Source organism: Xanthomonas arboricola pv. guizotiae, assembly GCF_002940205.1.
Taxonomy (GTDB): Bacteria; Pseudomonadota; Gammaproteobacteria; order Xanthomonadales; family Xanthomonadaceae; genus Xanthomonas; species Xanthomonas arboricola_C.
In genome coordinates this window covers 34,627-52,249 of the sequence record NZ_MDSK01000033.1, presented here as the reverse complement: position 1 = coordinate 52,249, position 17,623 = coordinate 34,627, and the positions used below count along the sequence as shown (strand labels likewise).

Genomic DNA, 17,623 nt, shown 5'->3' with positions numbered 1-17,623 from the left:
TCACGCGCTTCGAGAAGTTGGACGTCATGTTCCTTGGATTCCTCAACTTCGTCCTGGTCGTTGATGGGCTTCGGATGTGTTAACAGGCCCTAGGTCAATCGATCGCAAAACATCCAAAACAACACGGGCACGCCGACCATTGCCGGCGCGCCCGTATCGGTCCATCAACTCAATCCGCCAGCCGCTCCCACAGGAAGCTGTAGGCCAGCGCCGCCATATGCGCGGCCTGCGCGTTGTTGGCCGCACCGCCGTGGCCGCCTTCGATGTTTTCGTAGTAGGTCACGTCCTTGCCGGCCTCGATCATCTTAGCCGCCATCTTGCGCGCGTGGCCGGGATGCACGCGGTCGTCGCGCGTGGAGGTCAGGAAGATCACCGGCGGGTAGGTCTTCTTCGCATCGAACAGGTGATACGGCGAGAAGGTCTGGATGAACTTCCAGTCGTCGGTATCCGGGTTGCCGTACTCGGCCATCCACGAGGCGCCGGCCAGCAGATGGCTGTAGCGCTTCATGTCCAGCAGCGGCACCTGCACCACCACCGCGCCGAACAGCTCCGGATACTGGGTCAGCATGTTGCCGGTCATCAGGCCGCCGTTGCTGCCGCCCTGCACGCCCAGATGCCTGGTCGAGGTGATCTTGCGCGCCACCAGGTCCTTGGCCACCGCAGCCATGTCTTCATAGGCCTTGTGGCGGTTCTGCTTGAGCGCGGCCTGGTGCCAGCGCGGGCCGTATTCGCCACCGCCGCGGATGTTGGCCACCACGTAGACGCCGCCCTTTTCCAACCAGGCGCGGCCCAGTCCGCCGGAATAATTGGGCGTCATCGAAATCTCGAACCCGCCGTAGCCGTACAGCAGGGTCGGCGCGCTGCCATCGAGCTTCAAGGCCTTGGGGCGCACCAGGAAATACGGCACGCGGGTACCGTCCTTGCTGGTGGCAAAGTGCTGCTCGATGCTGTCCTTGCCGGCATCGAAGAACGCCGGCATGGCCTTGAGCGGCTGCGGCGCGGTGCCCACCTCCACCCACGACAAGGTGGTCGGGGTCAGGTAGTCGGTAACGGTCAACCACAGCGCGTCGCTGTCGTCGCTGTCCACCGCACTGACGTCGACGGTGCCGAACGCCGGCGCACCGACGAAGGCGCTCTTCTTCCAGCCATCCTGCCCAGGCGTGATCACGCTCAGGCGGTTCTTGACGTCTTCCAGCACGTTCAACACCAGGTGCGAACGCGTCCAGGCGATACCTGCCAGCGAGGTGCTGTCGGTGGGCTCGAACAGCACATCGAAGCTGCGCTTGCCGGCCATGAAGTCGTCAAAGCGCGTCGCCAGCAGCGAGCCGGCCTTGTAGGTCTTGCCGGCCACGGTCCAGGGTTCGCGCAGTTCCAGGGTCAGCCATTGCCGCTTGACCGACTTGCTGGCCGAGTTGGGTGCATCCACCTTGACCAGCCTGCCGTCGGCGCCCTTGAGATACAGCTCCTCGTTGTAGAAGGCCAGCGTGCGGCTGACGAAATCGCGCTCGAATCCGGGCGTGTCGTCGTGCATCGCGGCGATGTACATGTCGGTCGGCTTGCCCTCGTACACCACCGTGGCGGCGCTGAGCGGAGTGCCGCGCTTCCACTGCTTGGCGATGCGCGGATAGCCGGAGCTGGTCATCGTGCCGGCACCGAAATCGGTGAACACGTAGACGGTGTCCTGGTCGATCCAGCCGAGCCCGCCCTTGGATTCGGGACGGAAGAAGCCGTCCTTGACCCACTGCTTGCCGGCCAGATCGAACTCGCGGGTGACATCGGCATCGGCGCCGCCGCGCGAGAGCGCGATCAGGCAGCGCTGGTACTCCGGGCGCAGGCAGTCGGCGCCGTGCCAGACCCAGTTCTCGCCTTCGGCCTTGTTGAGCGCATCCAGGTCCAGCACCGTTTCCCACTTGGGCGCCGGTTTGCGATATTCGTCCAGCGTGGTGCGCCGCCACAGGCCGCGCTCGTGCTGCTTGTCCTTCCAGAAGTTGTAGTAGTACTCGCCGATCTTCTGCACGCCGGGAATCTTCGCGTCCGAATCCAGCACTTCGCGGATGCTGGTCTCCATCTGCCTGAAGGCCGGCGTGGCGGCCAGGCGCGCCTCGGTCTTGGCGTTCTGGGCCTTGACCCAGTCCAGCGACCTGGCGCCGGAGACATCTTCCAGCCAGGCGTAGGGATCGTTGGACACGGCGGTTTCCTCTGCAGAGACGGCGCCAGCGGTGATCAGACCGGCAACCAGGCAGATCGAGGCGAGTTTGGACATGAATGTTTCCGGGAGAACGAACGCCGGGAACGTAGCATAGCCCTCCGCCGCCCGACCCTGCCGAAGGTCAGGCCGCGCGCGCCTGTGTTGCCGCGCGCGACGTGCTGCGTCGGCGTTGCGCCTGCGGCCCGCGCCGACGTGGCGCACCGCACCGCGCACCTGGCCGTACCAGGGCCGGCAACGCGAACCGGTGCAGGCTCCACCAGGCCAGCATCGGCATGCCGACCAGCCATAGCGGCAGCCAGCCGATCCACTCGCTGTGGCCGCGCGCGGCTGGCCACACCAGCACCAGGGCCAGGCCGGCCAGGGCGATCTGCCGGACCGGGCGCAGCACGCGCGGGTCGGGACGTTCGGGACGACGGGAAGGACGAATCGACATGGCGGCACTCCGTGGCAGGAAGGATCAGGACAGGCCGGCAGGATTGCCTGCGCCCATCTCACCGACTGCGACCTGGAGGCGACAACCGGAAAGACCGCCATGCCGGGTGCCGGCGCCGCAGTGCCACGACCGCCGCCGGGCCGCCAATGGCGCGATCTTCGTACCCTCACCCACGCATCCGGTTGCCGCGTCCGAGGCGGCCACGTGTGCCAGACCCGACCGTTGACGCGAACTTGCCCCCTGCATGCGGTAGTGTGCTGATCCAACCGCCCCTTTGTGATGTTGCGATGCGCCTGACCGTTACGATCGCCCTCGCTTTTCTGTTCGTCCTCGGCCTGCCCGTGGCATCCGCCAGGGACACGCCCGCCAGCGAGCCGGCGGTCGATCTTTCCAAGATCATGGGCACCTGGTATGTGATCGCACGCATGCCCAACCCGGTCGAGCGCGGCCATGTCACCAGCCGCGACGAGTACACCCTGGTCGAAGACGGCAAGGTGGCGGTGCGCTATCTGTACCGCGAGGGCTTCGGCGAGCCGGAGAAAGAGGTCAACGCGCGCGCCTCGGTGGATGCCGAGAGCGGCAACCGCGACTGGCGGGTATGGTTCTACAAGGTCATCCCCGCCAAGCAGCGCATCCTGGAAATCGCACCGGACGGTTCGTGGATGCTGATTTCCTACCCCGGCCGCGACCTGGCCTGGATCTTCGCGCGCAAGCCGGACATGAGCCGCGACCAGTACCGCAAGCTGGTCGACAAGATGCGCGACGACTATTCCATCTACACCGACAAGCTCAAGCGCGTGCCGCAGTTGCGCGAGCAGGTGGACCGCCTGGGCTTTGAAGTACCCAGCAAGCGCTGACATTGGCGTGCCGGTCGGTTGCCCGGCCGGCGTCGATTGTTCCAGGCGTCAGTCGACTGGATGCGCGGGTCGAGAATATCCGGCGCGGCGCTGGCGGCGTGGTCGCTTCAACGTCGGCTGCACGCTCCCGGCGCGGTCGCGCGACGCGTTACGCTGCAACCCGCGTTACCGCCCGTGGTGGCGTTGACGCGTGCTGCGCTTTATCAGCGCCGGTTCGGGTGCACGCACCCGCTTGTGCACGACAGCTCGTCGCACGACGGCGCGCTCCAGCGGCGTCTGTGGCTCAGTCGTAATTGCTCAACGCCAGCGACAGCAGCGCCTTGGCCTGCTCGCGCAGCGACACCGGCTCGACGATTTCCGCGTCCGAGCCGTAATGCAGCACGTCCATCAGCAGTTCGCGCGAGTTGCTGTACGGCACCTTGAGTTCGTAACGGCCATCGGCCAGAAAGCGGCCCTGCTGCTTGGAATGCCAGTGCTCGTCGGCGACCCAGCGCGCGGCCTTGGCACTGAACACGATGGTGGCCCAGCCCTTGGGCGCGCCGGAAAAGATGCCGTAGCTGGCCGCCAGCTGCTCGTCCAGCTCGCTGTCGGGCACATCGCGCGGCACGCTCTCGAGCAGGCGCGCGTGATTGATGCGGTCCACCGCAAAGCTGCGCACGCCATCGCGGCCGTGGTCCCAGGCATCCAGGTACCAGTTGTCGCGGTAGTGGGTGATGCGCTGCGGAGACACCGTGCGCTTGGTCGATTCGTCGGTGGAACGGGCGCGGTAGTCGAAGCTCAGCTGCTTGCGCTCCAGCACGCCGGAGGCCACGGTGCGGAAGCTGGCTTCGTCCAGCTTGCGGCCGCGGTGCGGAATCACCCGCACCCGGTCCACCGGCCATTGCGACACGCCGGCCTGGGCGGCCAGCAGCCCTTCGATGCGTTGCTGCAGCGGCGCCAGCATCGAGGACAACACCCCGCCACCGGTGCGCGCCAGCAGTTGCTGGGAGGCCAGCAGCGCGTGCAGCTCTTCCGAACTCAGCCACAGGCCGGGCAGTTCGAAGCGGTCGCTTTCGCCGGAGAGATAGCGGAACCCCGATTCGCCGTCGCCTTCCACCGGCGCCATCAGCGCATCGCGCAGAAACGCCAGGTCGCGGTACACGGTTGCGCGGGAGCAGTTCAGCTCATCCTGCAGCCGCGCCACCGTGACCGGGTAGCGTGCCGATTTGAGCAAGCGATGCAGGGAGTTGATGCGTTCGTAGCGGTCCATGCGTCGATTATGTCCGAGTCTTTGCGTGGCGGGGTGAGCATGGCTGTCAGGCCGCAGCGACAGCAGACCCAGGTTACGCCCGACCCGAGCGCCTGGTCTGTTGGGTCGGTCGCAACCGGCACGTCGCCGCATCCACGCCTGCAGTGCCGCTGCTGCTTGCGCGCGACTTGGCGGGGGCGCCCGGAACGGCGCCGCGTGCCGCGCCCGAATCGCCTCTGCCGTGATCGGTGCAGCTTGCTGCACGCAAGCACGCAAACAGGCAGCGCTGCGGTCCACACCAAGTGCCGCGCCGGAGCCACCCTGGCGCATCACCAACTGCATGCGGCCTTACCGGTCACTCCGGTCACGCCACTACCGAGCAGGCTGGTGCTGGCGAAGTGCCACGCTGCCACACCGGATCCCTGTTCGCCCGTCGGTTTGCACACGACCTGTCCGGCCGCTCCGGCCCAGCCCGCTTGCTGCGCCCGAACCCCCAATGAAGCGGACCGTTCACCTGGCAATGACGTCACCGCACAGTCCGTTATCATGAAATCGCTTCCACCCTCCGCCCCCCCTCCAAAGCGAGCTGCCCATGTCCCGCCGTGCCCCGTTGTCTGCCCTGCTGCCGCTGTTGTTGATCACGCCCACCGTCTGGGCCCAGGCAGTCGCACCGGCGCCGGCAGACCCGGCCGCAGCGCTGATGCCCTCGCCGTGGAGCGGCAGCAGCGGCGAGCTCGGCTATGCCGCCGCGCATGGCAATAGCACCACCGACAGCCTCAATGGCCGCGTGCGCCTGCGCTACACCGACGGCGACTGGATCCACAGCCTGGATGCCACCGCGTTGCGTTCGAGCTCGGAATACACCAACACCAACGACGACGGCAGCACCGAGCGTGAGCGCCAGACCACAGCCGAGCGTTACACCGGCAGCGTCGGCAGCGCATTGCAGTTGGGCGAACACCGCCAGCTCACCGCCACCGGCCGTTACGAACACGACGACTTCGCCACTTACGACCGCCTGGCGACGTTCGGTATCGGCTACGGCACGCGCCTGATCGATGCCGACCGGTTTTATCTGGATGCGCAGGTGGGCCCGGGTGTGCGCCGTGCGCACAACAGCGACGAAGACCGTAACGAAACCGGGTTGATCGGTCGCGGCCTGTTCGACCTGAAGTACACCGTCACCGACAACACCGACCTGATCAACACGCTGCTGGTGGAATCGGGCGAATACAACACCTACGCGCAGAACGATTTCGGCGTGCAGGTCAGCATGAACTCGCACTTCGCGCTCAAGGCCGCCTGGCAGATGCGCCACAACAGCGATGTCAGCGACGGCGACAAGAAGACCGACACCCTGACCACGGTCAACCTGGTCTACACATTCAAATAAACAACCGCGAGCGGTAGGAGCGGACCCGGCCGCGAAGGGCCTTCCCGGGAAAGCCTCTCGCGGCCAGGGCCGCTCCTACGCAGAGCGCAGCTTGCCGGACAGGCCCTGCGCGAAACGGCGGTCAATCGGGCCCAGACATTCGACTACGCAACCGCACTCTGTAGGAGCGGCCCTGGCCGCGAGGGCGTTCCCGGGAAAGCCTCTCGCGGCCAGGGCCGCTCCTACGCAGAGCGCAGTTTGCCGGACAGGCCCTGCGCGAAACGGCGGTCAATCGGGCCCAGACATTCGACTACGCAACCGCACTCTGTAGGAGCGGCCCTGGCCGCGAGGGCGTTCCCGGTATCGCGTTACACGTCGACGCAGTGGCGCGTTACAGCTCGGCCAGCAGCTGCGCGGCGCCCTTGTCGAACAGGCCTTGCGCGACCAGGCGGCCGAGGGCCTCGGTGTCGTTGGCGCTGCCGTGCGCCTCGGCGTGGATCAGGCGTCCATCGCTGGCGCTGCCGACCATGCCCTGCAGGAACAGGCCCTGCCCTTCCCAACGCGCGAATGCCGCCACCGGCACATGGCAACTGCCGTGCAGCGCGCGATTCATCGCCCGCTCCGCTTCCACGCAGGCGCGCGTGCGGCCGGCGTCCAGCACTGCCAGCAGGCCATGGATACGCGCATCGTCGCCACGGCATTCCACCGCCACCGCGCCCTGGGCCGGTGCCGGCAACCAGTCCGGGACGTCCAGACGCGCGGTGATGCGCGCATCCAGGCCCAGCCGCTGCAGGCCGGCGCAGGCCAGCACGATGGCGTCGTAACCGCCGTTATCGAGCCTGGCCAGGCGGGTGTTGACGTTGCCGCGCAGGTCGATCAATTCCAGATCCGGGCGGGCCGCGCGCAGCTGCGCCTGACGTCGCAAGGAGGAGGTACCCACGCGGGCGCCCAACGGCAGCGCCTGCAGGTTGGCATAGAGATTGGACACCAATGCGTCGGCGGCATCGCCGCGCTCCATGATCGCCGGCAGCACGAAGGGCGCGTCCAGCTCCATCGGCACATCCTTGAGCGAATGCACCGCGCAATCGGCCTCGCCGCGCAGCATCGCCAGCTCCAGCTCCTTCAGGAACAGGCCCTTGCCGCCGATCGCGGCCAGCGAACGGTCCAGCACCTCGTCACCGCGGGTGCTCATCGGCACCAGCGCGACCTCCAGCCCGGGGTGGTGCTGGCGCAGCGCGGCGGCGACGTGTTCGCTCTGCCAGAGGGCGAGCGGGCTCTTACGGGTAGCGATGCGGAGCGTGGTCATCGGGCCATTATCACGGACCGGGCGCGTAACTCCTACCTGGGGCGCACGCCGGCGCCCGCAGCACAGTGCCGCGACCGAGCAACGCACCTCAGCACACGTGACAGGTCACGCCCTAACGCAGTTGCTCGCGCAGGCTGGCCACGCAGCGGCGGCTCACTTCCAGCGGGTGCGGCACGTTGCGCAGCACCGCGTGCACCTGGCCATCGCCGCTGCGGCGCAATTCCACCAGCTCGGCGCGCGCGACCAGACAATTGCGGTGGATGCGCACCAGGCGGTCGGCGAATTCGTCTTCCAGCGATTTGAGCGACTCTTCGATCAGGTCCTCGCCGCGGGCGTGGTGGACGATGACGTACTTTTCCTCGGCCTGCAGGTAGCGGATGTCGCCGATGGCAATCAGCCGCAGGCTGCCGCGCAGGCGTGCACACAGATGCGTGCGCGACGGCGGCGGCGTGGCGATGGGTGCGCGCCCGGCCAGGAAGGTGGCCACCTTTTCCAGTGCGGCGGCCAGGCGTTCGGGGCGCACCGGCTTCATCAGGTAGTCCAGCGCGGCGGCATCGAAGGCCGACAATGCGTGCTGGTCGTAGGCGGTGCAGAACACCACCGCCGGTTGCGGCTGGCTCTGGCGCAGCAGGCGCGCGGTTTCCAGGCCGTCGACGCCGGGCATGGCGATGTCCAGCAATACCAGGTCCGGATGCAGGTGATGGCACTGCTGCAGCACCTGCTGGCCGTTTTCGGCCTCGCCGATCACTTCGACATGCGGATGTTCGCCCAGCAGCAGGCGCAGGCGCTCGCGCGCCAGCGGCTCGTCATCGGCGATCAGCACCCGCACTTGCGTGGCCGTCATGGACATCCCCCCTTCGCTGCAGCGACTCCCCCGTCACGGCAGCGGCAATGTGATCTCACAGGCATAGTAGCCCTCGGCCCAGCTGGCCGCCATCCGTGCCCCGGCCCCGAACTGGAACGCCAGCCGGTGCGAGATGCTGGCCTGGGCATGCCCGGCCCCGGCCACCAGCGGCAACTGGGTGCCCGGCTGCGGGGCCGGATTGACGATACGGATCTGCAGCTGGTTGCCACGCTGGCGCAGCGACAGGTACAGCGTGCCGCCCTCGGGCATGCGCGAGACGCCGTGCAGCACGGCGTTTTCCACCAGCGGCTGCAGCACCAGGCGCGGCATCGGCAGCTCCCATGGCAACGGCTCCTGCCGGTGCCAGCGCACCTGCAGGCGCTCGCCCAGGCGCAGCGATTCGATCGCCAGGTAGCGTTCGGCCAGTTCGCATTCGGCACGCAAGCTGGACATGCCTTCGCCGGCACCGAGCGCGGCGCGGAACAGATCCGACAGGTCCAGCACCGCCTGCTCGGCCACGACCGGGTCGCGGCGCAGCAGGCTGGCGATGAGATTCATGCTGTTGAACAGGAAATGCGGGCGGATGCGTGCCTGCAAGGCATCGGCCTGGGCACGCGCATTGGCCTGCACCTGCGCTTCCCAGCGGTCGCTGACGTAGAAGTAGCGCAGTGCCAGCGCGGTGATCAGCACCACCGTCGCCGCGCTGCCCAGGGTGAAGCGCCAGAAGCCGACCAGGGGACCGAGCGGGGCCTGGTCGAGCGCCGCATACAGGGCGTGCACGATTCCGGCGCCGAGCATCGCCACCACCGCGGCGATCGACAGCGCGGCCAGCCCGCCCACCCGTGGCGGCAGCCGCGACAACGCCGGCCGCAGCACGCACAGCAGCACGCTGACCGCCAGCGCCAGCCATAGCGCCAGGCCGCTGGCAGAGACAAAGCGCGACAGGGTGATATTGCGCGCCGCACCGGCGTCGGGCACCAGGGTCACCACCAGCACCACCAGTTCGGCCAGGCCCAGCATGGCGCCCAACCGCGGCAGCCGGCACAGGTCCGGCATCCAGGCGGTCTGGGGCGCGTGCTGGGCCATGGCCTCAGGCGGCGGTGAAGCGCGCCTGCATCCAGGTGCGCAAGGCCTCGATCTCTTCCAGGCAGACCTGGTGGCCCATCGGGTAGGTGTGCCAGTCCAGTTCGAAACCGAGCGTGCGCAGGGTCTGCATGCTGGCCTGGCCGGCATCGAACGGCACCACCGGATCGGCGGTGCCGTGGGCCATGAACACGGGTTGGCGGGCAGCGACCGGCTGCAGCTGGCTGGCGGCCGCCGCCGGCTCGGGCAGATAGGTGGACAGGGCGATCAACCCGGCCAGCGGGACGCTGCGCTGCAGCCCGACCGCCAGGGTCACCGCGCCGCCTTGCGAGAACCCGGCCAGCAGCATGCGCTCGGGGACAATGCCGCGGGAGTGCTCGTGGGCGATCAACGCCTCGACCTGGGCCACCGATTCGGCGATGCCGGCCTTGTCGGCACGCGTGGCGAAATCCATGCCGACGATGTCGTACCAGCCGCGCATGCGCACGCCGTTGTTGATGGTGATCGGGCGGATCGGCGCATGCGGAAACACGAAGCGCAGCGCCGGCCAGTCCGGGCGCACCAGTTCCGGCACCATCGGGGCGAAGTCGCTGCCATCGGCGCCCAGGCCGTGCAGCCACAGCACGGTCCATTGCGGGTTCGGTCCGGTCTCGCGTTCGATCACTTCCAGCATCATCCAGCTCCGCTTGCGGGCTGGGCATTATGCCTTGCGCCATCGGCCGGACCGCTCACGGACCGGCCGAGCCAGCGCGACCAAGCGGTCTCGGCGCCTGTCGCGGGCGCCTTCGCTTGGCACGACAGCGGAGATCGCAACGCGTATCGATCCGCGATGCACCGCCTGCACGCTCAGATCAGCGACGGCTCCAGCGCGGCGGCGCGGCGCAGCTCGGCTGCACGCACCAGCACCTTGGGCGGATCGAGCTCTTCGGGAATGCAGAAGATGCCGGCGCGGCGCAGGGCCAGGCCGGTGCGGCGCAGTGACGTCACGGCCACCACCGGGATCGACACCGCCATGCCCACGATCACCGGCGCCATCCAGGCCGCCAGCGATGGCGACACCGTATAGGCCACCGCGCCCATGAACAGGCCGAACACGGTCAGCCCGCCGTAGCTGCGCAACAGCGCCGGCCACGACAGCTTGCCGTCGTCGCGCACCTGCGCATCCCAGCCCGAATCCTTGCCGGCCAGCACCTCGAACACGCCGCGCGACTGCAGATACATCACCACCGGCGCCATCAGCGCCGCCAGCACGGTTTCCAGCAGGATGCTCAGCAGCGCGCGGATGGCGCCGCCGCAGGCGCGCAACTCGCGCGGGTTGAGCAACAGCGCGATGTAGCCCAGCAGCTTGGGCGCCAGCAGCACGAACATGGTGCAGACGAAGATCCAGATCGCGTTGCCCTGGCTGCTGCCATGCCAGTAGCGGGCGGGCGAGAACGGCAGGTCGCCGGCCAGGTCGATGCCGCCGCCGGCCAGCGGAATGCCGATGCCGATCAGCATCAGCAGGCCCCACATCGGCGCAGTGAAGTAATGCCCGATGCCGATCAGCATGTGCATGCGGCTGATCCAGTGCAGGCCCTTGGCGCCAACCACCTTGGCGTGCTGCAGGTTGCCCTGGCACCAGCGGCGGTCGCGGATCAGCAGGTCGGTCAGCGTGGGCGGGCCTTCCTCGTAGCTGCCCTGCAGGTAGGGCACCATGTGCATGGCCCAGCCGCCACGCCGCATCAGCGCCGCCTCGACGAAGTCGTGGCTGAGCACGTGGCCGCCGAACGGCTTGCGCCCGCGCAGCGACGGCAGGCCGGCGTGATCGGCGAAGGCCTGGGTGCGGATGATGGCGTTGTGGCCCCAGTAGTTGCTCTCGGCGCCATGCCACCAGGCCACGCCGAAGGCGATGATCGGCCCGTACACGCGCCCGCCGAACTGCTGCATGCGGGCGAACAGGGTCTGCCCGTTGACCACCGCCGGCAGGGTCTGGATCAGGCCCACGTCCGGGTTGTCTTCCATGCCGGCGACCAGCCGCACGATGGTGTCGCCGGTCATCACGCTGTCGGCGTCCAGGATCAGCATCTGCGGGTAGTTGCCGCCGAAACGGCGCACCCAGTCGGCGACATTGCCGGCCTTGCGCGCGGCATTGTCGGCGCGGCGGCGGTAGAAGATGCGCCCGTGTCCGTCGACGCGATCGCACAGCTCGTTGTACACCAGTTCTTCGGCACGGCCGATGTGTTCGCGGGTGGTGTCGCTGAGCACGAAGAAGTCGAATCGCTCCAGCTGGCCGGTTTCGGCCACCGATTCGTAGATCGCCTGCAGGCCGGCCAGCAGCCTGCGCGGATCTTCGTTATAGGTGGGCATCAGCAACGCGGTGCGCGTGTGCAGGGTCGGCAGCGGCGCGTCCGGGTCGATGCCGAGCTTGCGTCCGGCGCGTGCCACCACGGTGACGAAACCGGCCACCGCGCTGGCGAAGGACATCGCGATCCAGGCGAACAACAGCACGAACAGGCCGAGCAGGCAGCCTTCCAGCACGCTGAGGCCATCAGGCCACAGCACGCTGAGCATCACCCACACCGCCACGGCGGTGGTGGCCAAGGTGCCGCCGATCAAATAGAAACGCCGCACGCCGATGCCGACCGGCGCGGTGCGCTGATGCGGCACCTGCAGACGGCCTTCGCGCAGGGATTGCTCGGGCATGGCCAGCGGCGCTTCCGGTGGCAGCGTGGGCTGACCGGCGTCGAGGGCGGAAACGGGGGGAAGATCGGTTGGTGCGGGGGAAAGAGTCACAGTGCCGTCCATCAAGGCTGCCCGCCGCACGATCGCGGCAGTGTGGGCGGAAGCGGGAGATCCCTCCCCGCTACGCGTGGCGACGTCGCCGCATGCACCGCGGTCCGGGCGAGCCCGGCAGTGCGGGACCACGTCGCAGAATCAGCAGCTCTAAGACCACTCCGATGCACAAGCTCTCCTGGCTGCGACGATGACGTCGCGGCTCATCTTAAAGAATCGACCGTTAAAGGAAACGAAGGCCGCGCTGCAGTCTTCGCCCCACCCGACGAGGACCGCGCGGCAGACTACGCCGCAGCGACCGAACGCTACCCCAACAGATTGCGGCCTGGCACGCGTGCTGTCACGGGCGGCAAACCGCACTGTCATGTCAGACAAGTGCAAGTGATGTGCCAGGACCTGCAATCGGTTGCAGCGCCAGCCTGCCGGCGCGCGCGATCAAGGCGATGGGCTGAGCGGTTCTAAGGCATTCTGCCGCGCGTCACGGTGCATCGGAATAAGCGATGTCGGGCTTGGCCCACGTCGGCGCAGTACACGAAGTGCGTCTGCGCCTGTGATCGCCGGCAAGGACACCGCGCCAGGGAGTTGGTCGGTGGTCAAGTGAAAAGCTATTGGTCGAGCGATGGACATCGGACGTTAGGCCGCATCGTTGAATGCATCGTGCATTGCTTGCACCGTGCCCACCGACCATCTCCGATGCCCGCCCACCGTCGCGGGCAAGGGCCTGCAGCCAGGCCCCGGATCAGCCGCTCTGGCGCCCTCCCTGTCCGGAGGCGGCACATGCGCACATCGCACATGCCGCATCGAACAGCAGCAGCGCCGCCTGACGGAAGCGCTGCCGCCATAGCGGCCGGTGTTACTTGCGCGCAGCCTCGCTGGCGTCGCGGGTGGCGCGGAACTCCGAATCGTTGCTCCAGTTCGGCCACTGGCGCGAATCGGCCAGCTGCTGGCCCAGCGCATACAGCACGCCCAGATCGCGCGCCGCACCGGCGAAGGTCCAGTCCGGCTTCCACTCGTCGCCCTGCTGGTGATAGCGCTTGGCGGTGTAGTCGTCGGCCGCGGCCTTGCCCGCGGCCACGCCGCCCACTTCCCAGTCCTGCCCGGCCGCATACGACAGCGCCGGCACGCCACGCTTGGCGAAGGAGAAATGGTCCGAGCGGAAGAAGTACCCCGCCTGCGGCTTGGGATCGGGCGTGTAGCGCAGCTTCCACTGGCCGGCGACGGTCTTGAGCTGATCGAGCAATTCGAGTTTTGCGGTGCCGTAGATGCCGAAATCGCGCGATGACACGAACGGGCTCATGCCGTCCATGTTGATCACCGCCACGGTGGTGTCCAGCGGATACAGCGGCTTGGAGGCGTAGAACTCCGAGCCCAGCAAGCCCTTTTCCTCGGCGGTGACCGCCAGGAACACCACCGAGCGCTGCGGCTTGGGGCCGGCGGCAAAGCCGCGCGCCAGCTCCAGCAGTGCGGCGGTGCCGCTGGCGTTGTCCAGCGCGCCGTTGAAGATGGTGTCACCGCGTGCGTCCGGCTTGCCGACGCCGATGTGGTCCCAATGCGCGCTGTAGATCAGCGTTTCATCCGGATGCGTGCTGCCTGGCAGCCGTGCGACCACGTTGTGCGAGGTGATCACGTCGGATTTGACCTGGTAGCTGGCGCTCAGCCCCTGGCCCTTGAGTTCCACCGGCTTGAAGCCGCGCGTCTGCGCCTGCTTCTTCAAGGTGTCGAAATCCAGCCCGGCCTGCTTGAACAGGTCGGCGGCCAGATCGCGCTGGATCCAGCCTTCCAGGGTGGGATGCGCGGCGCGCGGGTTGTCGCGCACCACGTCGAACATGGTGTTGGTGTTGGAGCTGGCCACGGTGTCCCAGCCGTAGGAGGCGGGCGCGGTTTCGTGCACCACCAGCACGCCCAGCGCGCCCTGGCGGGCGCCTTCTTCGTACTTGTAGGTCCAGCGGCCGTAGTAGGTCATGCCGGCGCCGTCGAAGGCGCCCTTGCCGGTTTCGAAATCCGGGTCGTTGATCAGCACTACCGCGATCTTGCCCTTCAGGTCCACGCCCTTGAAGTCGTCCCAGTCGCGCTCCGGCGCCTTGACGCCGTAGCCGACGAACACCAGCGGCGCGTTGGCGATGTCGACCTTGGACGAGCCGTCCAGCGCGGCGCGGATGGCGATCTGCTTGCCCTGGGTCAGCGCCTGCGGCTTGCCGGCGTGCTGCAGGGCGATGGTCGGCGTGCCGACGATATCGGCGCGGCGCAGCGGCACCGCCTGGGTCCAGCCGCGCTTGCCGTCGGTCAGATCGCCGCCCGGCTGCAGGCCGGCGTCGGCGAACTGCTTGCTCAGGTAGGCAATGGTCTTTTCCTCGCCGGCGGTGGCCGGGCCGCGGCCTTCATAGGCATCGGAGGCCAGCTCCTTGACGTCGCGCGAGATGCGCGCGCCATCGAAGCTCGGCGTCGCCGCCATCAGCGCGGTCGAGACCGCCATCGCCAGCATTCCCATTGCAACGCGTTTGGTAACAACTCGCTTCACTGCAGCACCCAGGTAGTGTCCGAACAGCCCTGAAGTGTAGCTACTACGGCGTTCGATCGGGGATGCATGACAACAGGCGATGCCCGCCGCCGACCAACGCCACTGCCGCTCAGAACAGATCGACGCTGCCGACCTGCTGGGCGACCTGCCGCATCTTTCCGCTGGCCACCAGTTCGGCGTACACCTCGGTGCGATTGCGGCCGTGCTGCTTTGCCCAGTACAGCGCCTTGTCGGCCTGGTCGAGCAGCTGGCTGATCAACTGGCCGTCGGTCAGCTCGACGATGCCGGTGCTGAGCGTGACCTTGCCGACCTGCGGAAACACCTGCTCGGCCACCGCCTTGCGGAAGCGTTCGAACAGGCTCACCGCAGTGTCGCGGTCCACGCCGCGCAACACGATCACGAACTCTTCGCCGCCGAAGCGGAACAACAGATCGTCCGGGCGGAAGCAACGCTGCATCAATTGCGCGACCAGCAACAGCACCTCGTCGCCATACAGATGGCCGAAGCTGTCGTTGACGCGCTTGAAGTGATCGATGTCGACGATCCCCAGCCACACGCCTTCGCTGGCCGCCGCGTCCGCACCACCGGCGAACAGGCGCAGGATCACATCGTCGAAGGTCTTGCGGTTGCGCAGGCCGGTCAACGCATCGCGCTGGGCATCGTCGAGCAGGCTGCGGTAATTCTGGAAGAAGCGCGCAAAGCCCTGCAGCATCACCTGCTCGGCGGCGCCGGGCGCGCGCGTGCCGCCCACGCGCAGGCAGGTGCGGATGCCGCGCGCCTCCATCATCGGGTACACCAGCAGCGCGCGGCCGTCCTGCTGCAACTGCACCACATCGCCAGGCCCGTGCAGGTCGGCCAGTTGCGCGCGCATCTGCGTGTCGTGGATGTCGGCCACCGTCAGCGACAGCCGGCCATCCTCGCGCAGCCGCGTTTCGGCCATGCTGCGGCCGTCCGGCGCGATGCGCAGCAACGACAGTTCCTCGGACGCGCAGACCTCGCGCATGGTGCGCAGCAGACTCAGGTCGAGCAGATCGGCGTCGCGGATGGCGGTCAGGTCCACCATGCGTTCCAGCAAGGGTGCCGTGGTCACTGCCGCACCATCCCGCAAGCGGACGCAGGCGCGCAGCGCCGGTCACGGCACGCGGGCACATCTCTCGGGCTGGAACGCACTGGCATCACGGCGGGTTACCGGCAATCTCGATGCGGGTTCATCGGCGCTGGGCGCACGAACTTGAGTCCGCGCGCCGGCCGCTGCAGCGCACGGCCAGCCGACGTACACGGATGTGCAGGCGCGCGACCGGCCGGTGCACCAGCCGCGCTCACGGCAGTGCGGACTCCAGCGCATCGTCGCCCAGCGCGTGCGTCTGCATCAGGCGCCGGCTGCCGGCATTCAGGCCCTTGACCTGGACATCCAGCCCATGATGGCGCAACCGCTGCACCACCTTGTCCAGCGCCGCCACCGCGGTGATGTCCCAGAAATGCGCGCGGCCGACCTCGATCACCACCGCGCGGCCGGGCACTTCGCGTGCGTCGAAGGCGTCGATGAACACATCGGCCGAGGCGAAGAACACCTGCCCGCGCACGTGGTAGGTGCGCACGCCATCGTCGCCGTCGCTGTGCGTGATCTGCAGCAGCCCGGCCACCTTGAAGGTGAAGAACACCCCGCTCAGCACCACGCCCACCGCCACTCCGGCGGCCAGGTTGCGGGTGACCAGGGTCACCGCCACGGTGGCCAGCATCACCACGCTGGAGGTGCGCGGATGGGTGATCACGGTGCGCAGCGAACGCCAGTCGAAGGTCTCGGCCGAGACCATCACCATGATCGCCACCAACGCGATCACCGGCACCTGCGAGACCCACGGCTTGAGCAGCACCATCAGGATCAGCAGGAACACCCCGGCGAACAGGGTGGAGAGACGGCCACGCCCGCCGTACTTCACGTTGCCCACGGTCTGCCCGATCATGCCGCAGCCGGCAATGCCGCCGAACAGGCTGGCAGCGGTGTTGGCCAGCCCCAGCCCGGTGCACTCGCGGTTCTTGTTGCTCGGGGTGTCGGTGAGTTCGTCGACCACGCGTGCGGTCATCAGCGATTCGAGCAGCCCCACCATCGCGATGGCCAGCGCCGGCAAGGCGATGATGCGCAAGGTCTCCAGCGTCAGCGGCACCGCCGGCCACTGCAGGACCGGCAGCGCATCGGGCAGCTTGCCAAGATCGGCCACCGTCTCCAGCGGCAGATGCAATGCCGCGCCCAGCCCCGTCAGTACCAGGATACACAGCAACGGCGAAGGAATCGCCGACACGCCCGGCAGCGGCAGCCGCGGCAGGCCGTAGATGATGAGCAGGCCCAACGCCAACATGCCCCAGGTGGCCAGGTTGGCGTGCTGCAGATGCGGCAGCTGCGCGGCGAAGATCAGCACCGCCAGCGCGTTGACGAAGCCGGTGCGCACCGAACTGCTGACAAAGCGCATCAGCACGCCCAGCCGCAACAGCCCGAACAGGATCTGCACCGCACCGGCCAGCAGCCCGGCCGCCAGCAGATAGGGCAAGCCGTGCGCAGCCACCAGCGGTGCGGCCACCAGTGCCACCGACCCGGCCGCAGCGGAAATCATCGCCGGGCGGCCGCCGAAGAACGCGATGACAATCCCGATCACGAACGATGCGAACAACCCCACTTGCGGATCGACGCCGGCCACGAACGCAAAGGCGATCACTTCGGGGATCAGCGCAAAGGTGGCGACCGCACCGGCCATCAGTTCGCGCGCAGGCGAGGCGCGCCATTGCGCCAGTTCGGCACGCAGCAAGGACATTGTGAAGACACTCCGGGGACAGAAAGGACAGCCTGCGGACAGGCGACAGCGGCGATAGTGTGCGCGAAAGCGACCCGGCCCGCAGCCAGCGTGTGACCGGTGCGGCAATGCGCCTTTTCTGTGGTCCGGATCACGCCAAACGATGCGGCCGCGGACCAAGATGCCCCCTCACCGGGTTCGGGTGTCGAGCCGGG

At 67.9% G+C, this 17,623-nt stretch carries 13 protein-coding genes; 2 read left to right on the top strand and 11 right to left on the bottom strand.

The window, feature by feature from the left end; all coding sequences use genetic code 11:
- Positions 1–169 precede the first annotated feature (169 nt).
- Positions 170–2,263 carry a prolyl oligopeptidase family serine peptidase gene (locus tag XarbCFBP7408_RS17550; RefSeq protein ID WP_104564044.1) on the bottom strand — a complete coding sequence of 698 codons (2,094 nt, stop codon included), beginning with the start codon at positions 2,261–2,263 and terminating at the stop codon, positions 170–172.
- A 67-nt stretch (positions 2,264–2,330) separates the two neighbouring features.
- The gene (locus XarbCFBP7408_RS17545) at positions 2,331–2,642 is read right to left on the bottom strand and encodes a hypothetical protein (RefSeq protein WP_104564043.1); all 312 of its coding nucleotides are present in this window, start codon (positions 2,640–2,642) and stop codon (positions 2,331–2,333) included.
- 287 nt (positions 2,643–2,929) lie between these two features.
- Between XarbCFBP7408_RS17545 and XarbCFBP7408_RS17540 the strand changes: the two genes are divergently transcribed.
- Positions 2,930–3,499 carry a lipocalin family protein gene (locus XarbCFBP7408_RS17540; RefSeq protein ID WP_104564042.1) on the top strand — a complete coding sequence of 190 codons (570 nt, stop codon included), beginning with the start codon at positions 2,930–2,932 and terminating at the stop codon, positions 3,497–3,499.
- Between the two features lie 283 nt (positions 3,500–3,782).
- Here the strand turns inward: XarbCFBP7408_RS17540 and XarbCFBP7408_RS17535 are convergent, their stop codons facing one another.
- Positions 3,783–4,748, bottom strand: a complete 966-nt coding sequence (locus XarbCFBP7408_RS17535; RefSeq protein ID WP_104564041.1) for a helix-turn-helix transcriptional regulator — start codon at positions 4,746–4,748, stop codon at positions 3,783–3,785.
- Between the two features lie 571 nt (positions 4,749–5,319).
- Here XarbCFBP7408_RS17535 and XarbCFBP7408_RS17530 point away from each other — a divergent pair.
- The gene (locus XarbCFBP7408_RS17530; protein WP_104564040.1) at positions 5,320–6,120 is read left to right on the top strand and encodes a DUF481 domain-containing protein; all 801 of its coding nucleotides are present in this window, start codon (positions 5,320–5,322) and stop codon (positions 6,118–6,120) included.
- 370 nt (positions 6,121–6,490) lie between these two features.
- Here XarbCFBP7408_RS17530 and hemC read toward each other — a convergent pair whose 3' ends face one another.
- From hemC to XarbCFBP7408_RS17490, 8 genes are all read right to left on the bottom strand, one after another.
- Entirely contained in the window at positions 6,491–7,405 is a 915-nt protein-coding gene (gene hemC / locus XarbCFBP7408_RS17525; protein ID WP_104564039.1) for a hydroxymethylbilane synthase, read from the bottom strand.
- Between the two features lie 112 nt (positions 7,406–7,517).
- On the bottom strand, positions 7,518–8,249 hold the full coding sequence (locus tag XarbCFBP7408_RS17520; RefSeq protein ID WP_181106825.1) for a LytR/AlgR family response regulator transcription factor: 732 nt from the start codon (positions 8,247–8,249) through the stop codon (positions 7,518–7,520).
- 33 nt (positions 8,250–8,282) lie between these two features.
- Positions 8,283–9,335: a sensor histidine kinase gene (locus tag XarbCFBP7408_RS17515; protein WP_104564037.1), complete on the bottom strand. Its 1,053-nt coding sequence runs from the start codon at positions 9,333–9,335 to the stop codon at positions 8,283–8,285.
- Positions 9,336–9,339: 4 nt separating this feature from the next.
- Positions 9,340–10,008, bottom strand: a complete 669-nt coding sequence (locus XarbCFBP7408_RS17510; RefSeq protein ID WP_104564036.1) for an alpha/beta hydrolase — start codon at positions 10,006–10,008, stop codon at positions 9,340–9,342.
- Positions 10,009–10,178: 170 nt separating this feature from the next.
- A complete protein-coding gene (mdoH, locus tag XarbCFBP7408_RS17505) occupies positions 10,179–12,116 on the bottom strand; it encodes a glucans biosynthesis glucosyltransferase MdoH (RefSeq protein WP_104564050.1) in 1,938 nt (645 codons plus the stop codon).
- A gap of 841 nt (positions 12,117–12,957) precedes the next feature.
- Entirely contained in the window at positions 12,958–14,592 is a 1,635-nt protein-coding gene (locus XarbCFBP7408_RS17500; RefSeq protein ID WP_429001791.1) for a M28 family metallopeptidase, read from the bottom strand.
- A gap of 139 nt (positions 14,593–14,731) precedes the next feature.
- Entirely contained in the window at positions 14,732–15,712 is a 981-nt protein-coding gene (locus tag XarbCFBP7408_RS17495; protein ID WP_181106827.1) for a GGDEF domain-containing protein, read from the bottom strand.
- A 229-nt stretch (positions 15,713–15,941) separates the two neighbouring features.
- Positions 15,942–17,429 (bottom strand): SulP family inorganic anion transporter, encoded by a 1,488-nt coding sequence (locus XarbCFBP7408_RS17490; RefSeq protein WP_104564034.1) that lies wholly within the window; start codon positions 17,427–17,429, stop codon positions 15,942–15,944.
- Between the last annotated feature and the right edge of the window lie 194 nt (positions 17,430–17,623).

Excerpts from the sequence above, each read along its gene's own strand:
- XarbCFBP7408_RS17550 (WP_104564044.1), bottom strand. The coding sequence starts at position 2,263 with ATGTCCAAACTCGCCTCGATCTGCCTGGTTGCCGGTCTGATCACCGCT.
- XarbCFBP7408_RS17545 (WP_104564043.1), bottom strand. The coding sequence starts at position 2,642 with ATGTCGATTCGTCCTTCCCGTCGTCCCGAACGTCCCGACCCGCGCGTG.
- XarbCFBP7408_RS17540 (WP_104564042.1), top strand. The coding sequence starts at position 2,930 with ATGCGCCTGACCGTTACGATCGCCCTCGCTTTTCTGTTCGTCCTCGGC.
- XarbCFBP7408_RS17535 (WP_104564041.1), bottom strand. The coding sequence starts at position 4,748 with ATGGACCGCTACGAACGCATCAACTCCCTGCATCGCTTGCTCAAATCG.
- XarbCFBP7408_RS17530 (WP_104564040.1), top strand. The coding sequence starts at position 5,320 with ATGTCCCGCCGTGCCCCGTTGTCTGCCCTGCTGCCGCTGTTGTTGATC.
- hemC (WP_104564039.1), bottom strand. The coding sequence starts at position 7,405 with ATGACCACGCTCCGCATCGCTACCCGTAAGAGCCCGCTCGCCCTCTGG.
- XarbCFBP7408_RS17520 (WP_181106825.1), bottom strand. The coding sequence starts at position 8,249 with ATGACGGCCACGCAAGTGCGGGTGCTGATCGCCGATGACGAGCCGCTG.
- XarbCFBP7408_RS17515 (WP_104564037.1), bottom strand. The coding sequence starts at position 9,335 with ATGGCCCAGCACGCGCCCCAGACCGCCTGGATGCCGGACCTGTGCCGG.
- XarbCFBP7408_RS17510 (WP_104564036.1), bottom strand. The coding sequence starts at position 10,008 with ATGATGCTGGAAGTGATCGAACGCGAGACCGGACCGAACCCGCAATGG.
- mdoH (WP_104564050.1), bottom strand. The coding sequence starts at position 12,116 with ATGGACGGCACTGTGACTCTTTCCCCCGCACCAACCGATCTTCCCCCC.
- XarbCFBP7408_RS17500 (WP_429001791.1), bottom strand. The coding sequence starts at position 14,592 with ATGGGAATGCTGGCGATGGCGGTCTCGACCGCGCTGATGGCGGCGACG.
- XarbCFBP7408_RS17490 (WP_104564034.1), bottom strand. The coding sequence starts at position 17,429 with ATGTCCTTGCTGCGTGCCGAACTGGCGCAATGGCGCGCCTCGCCTGCG.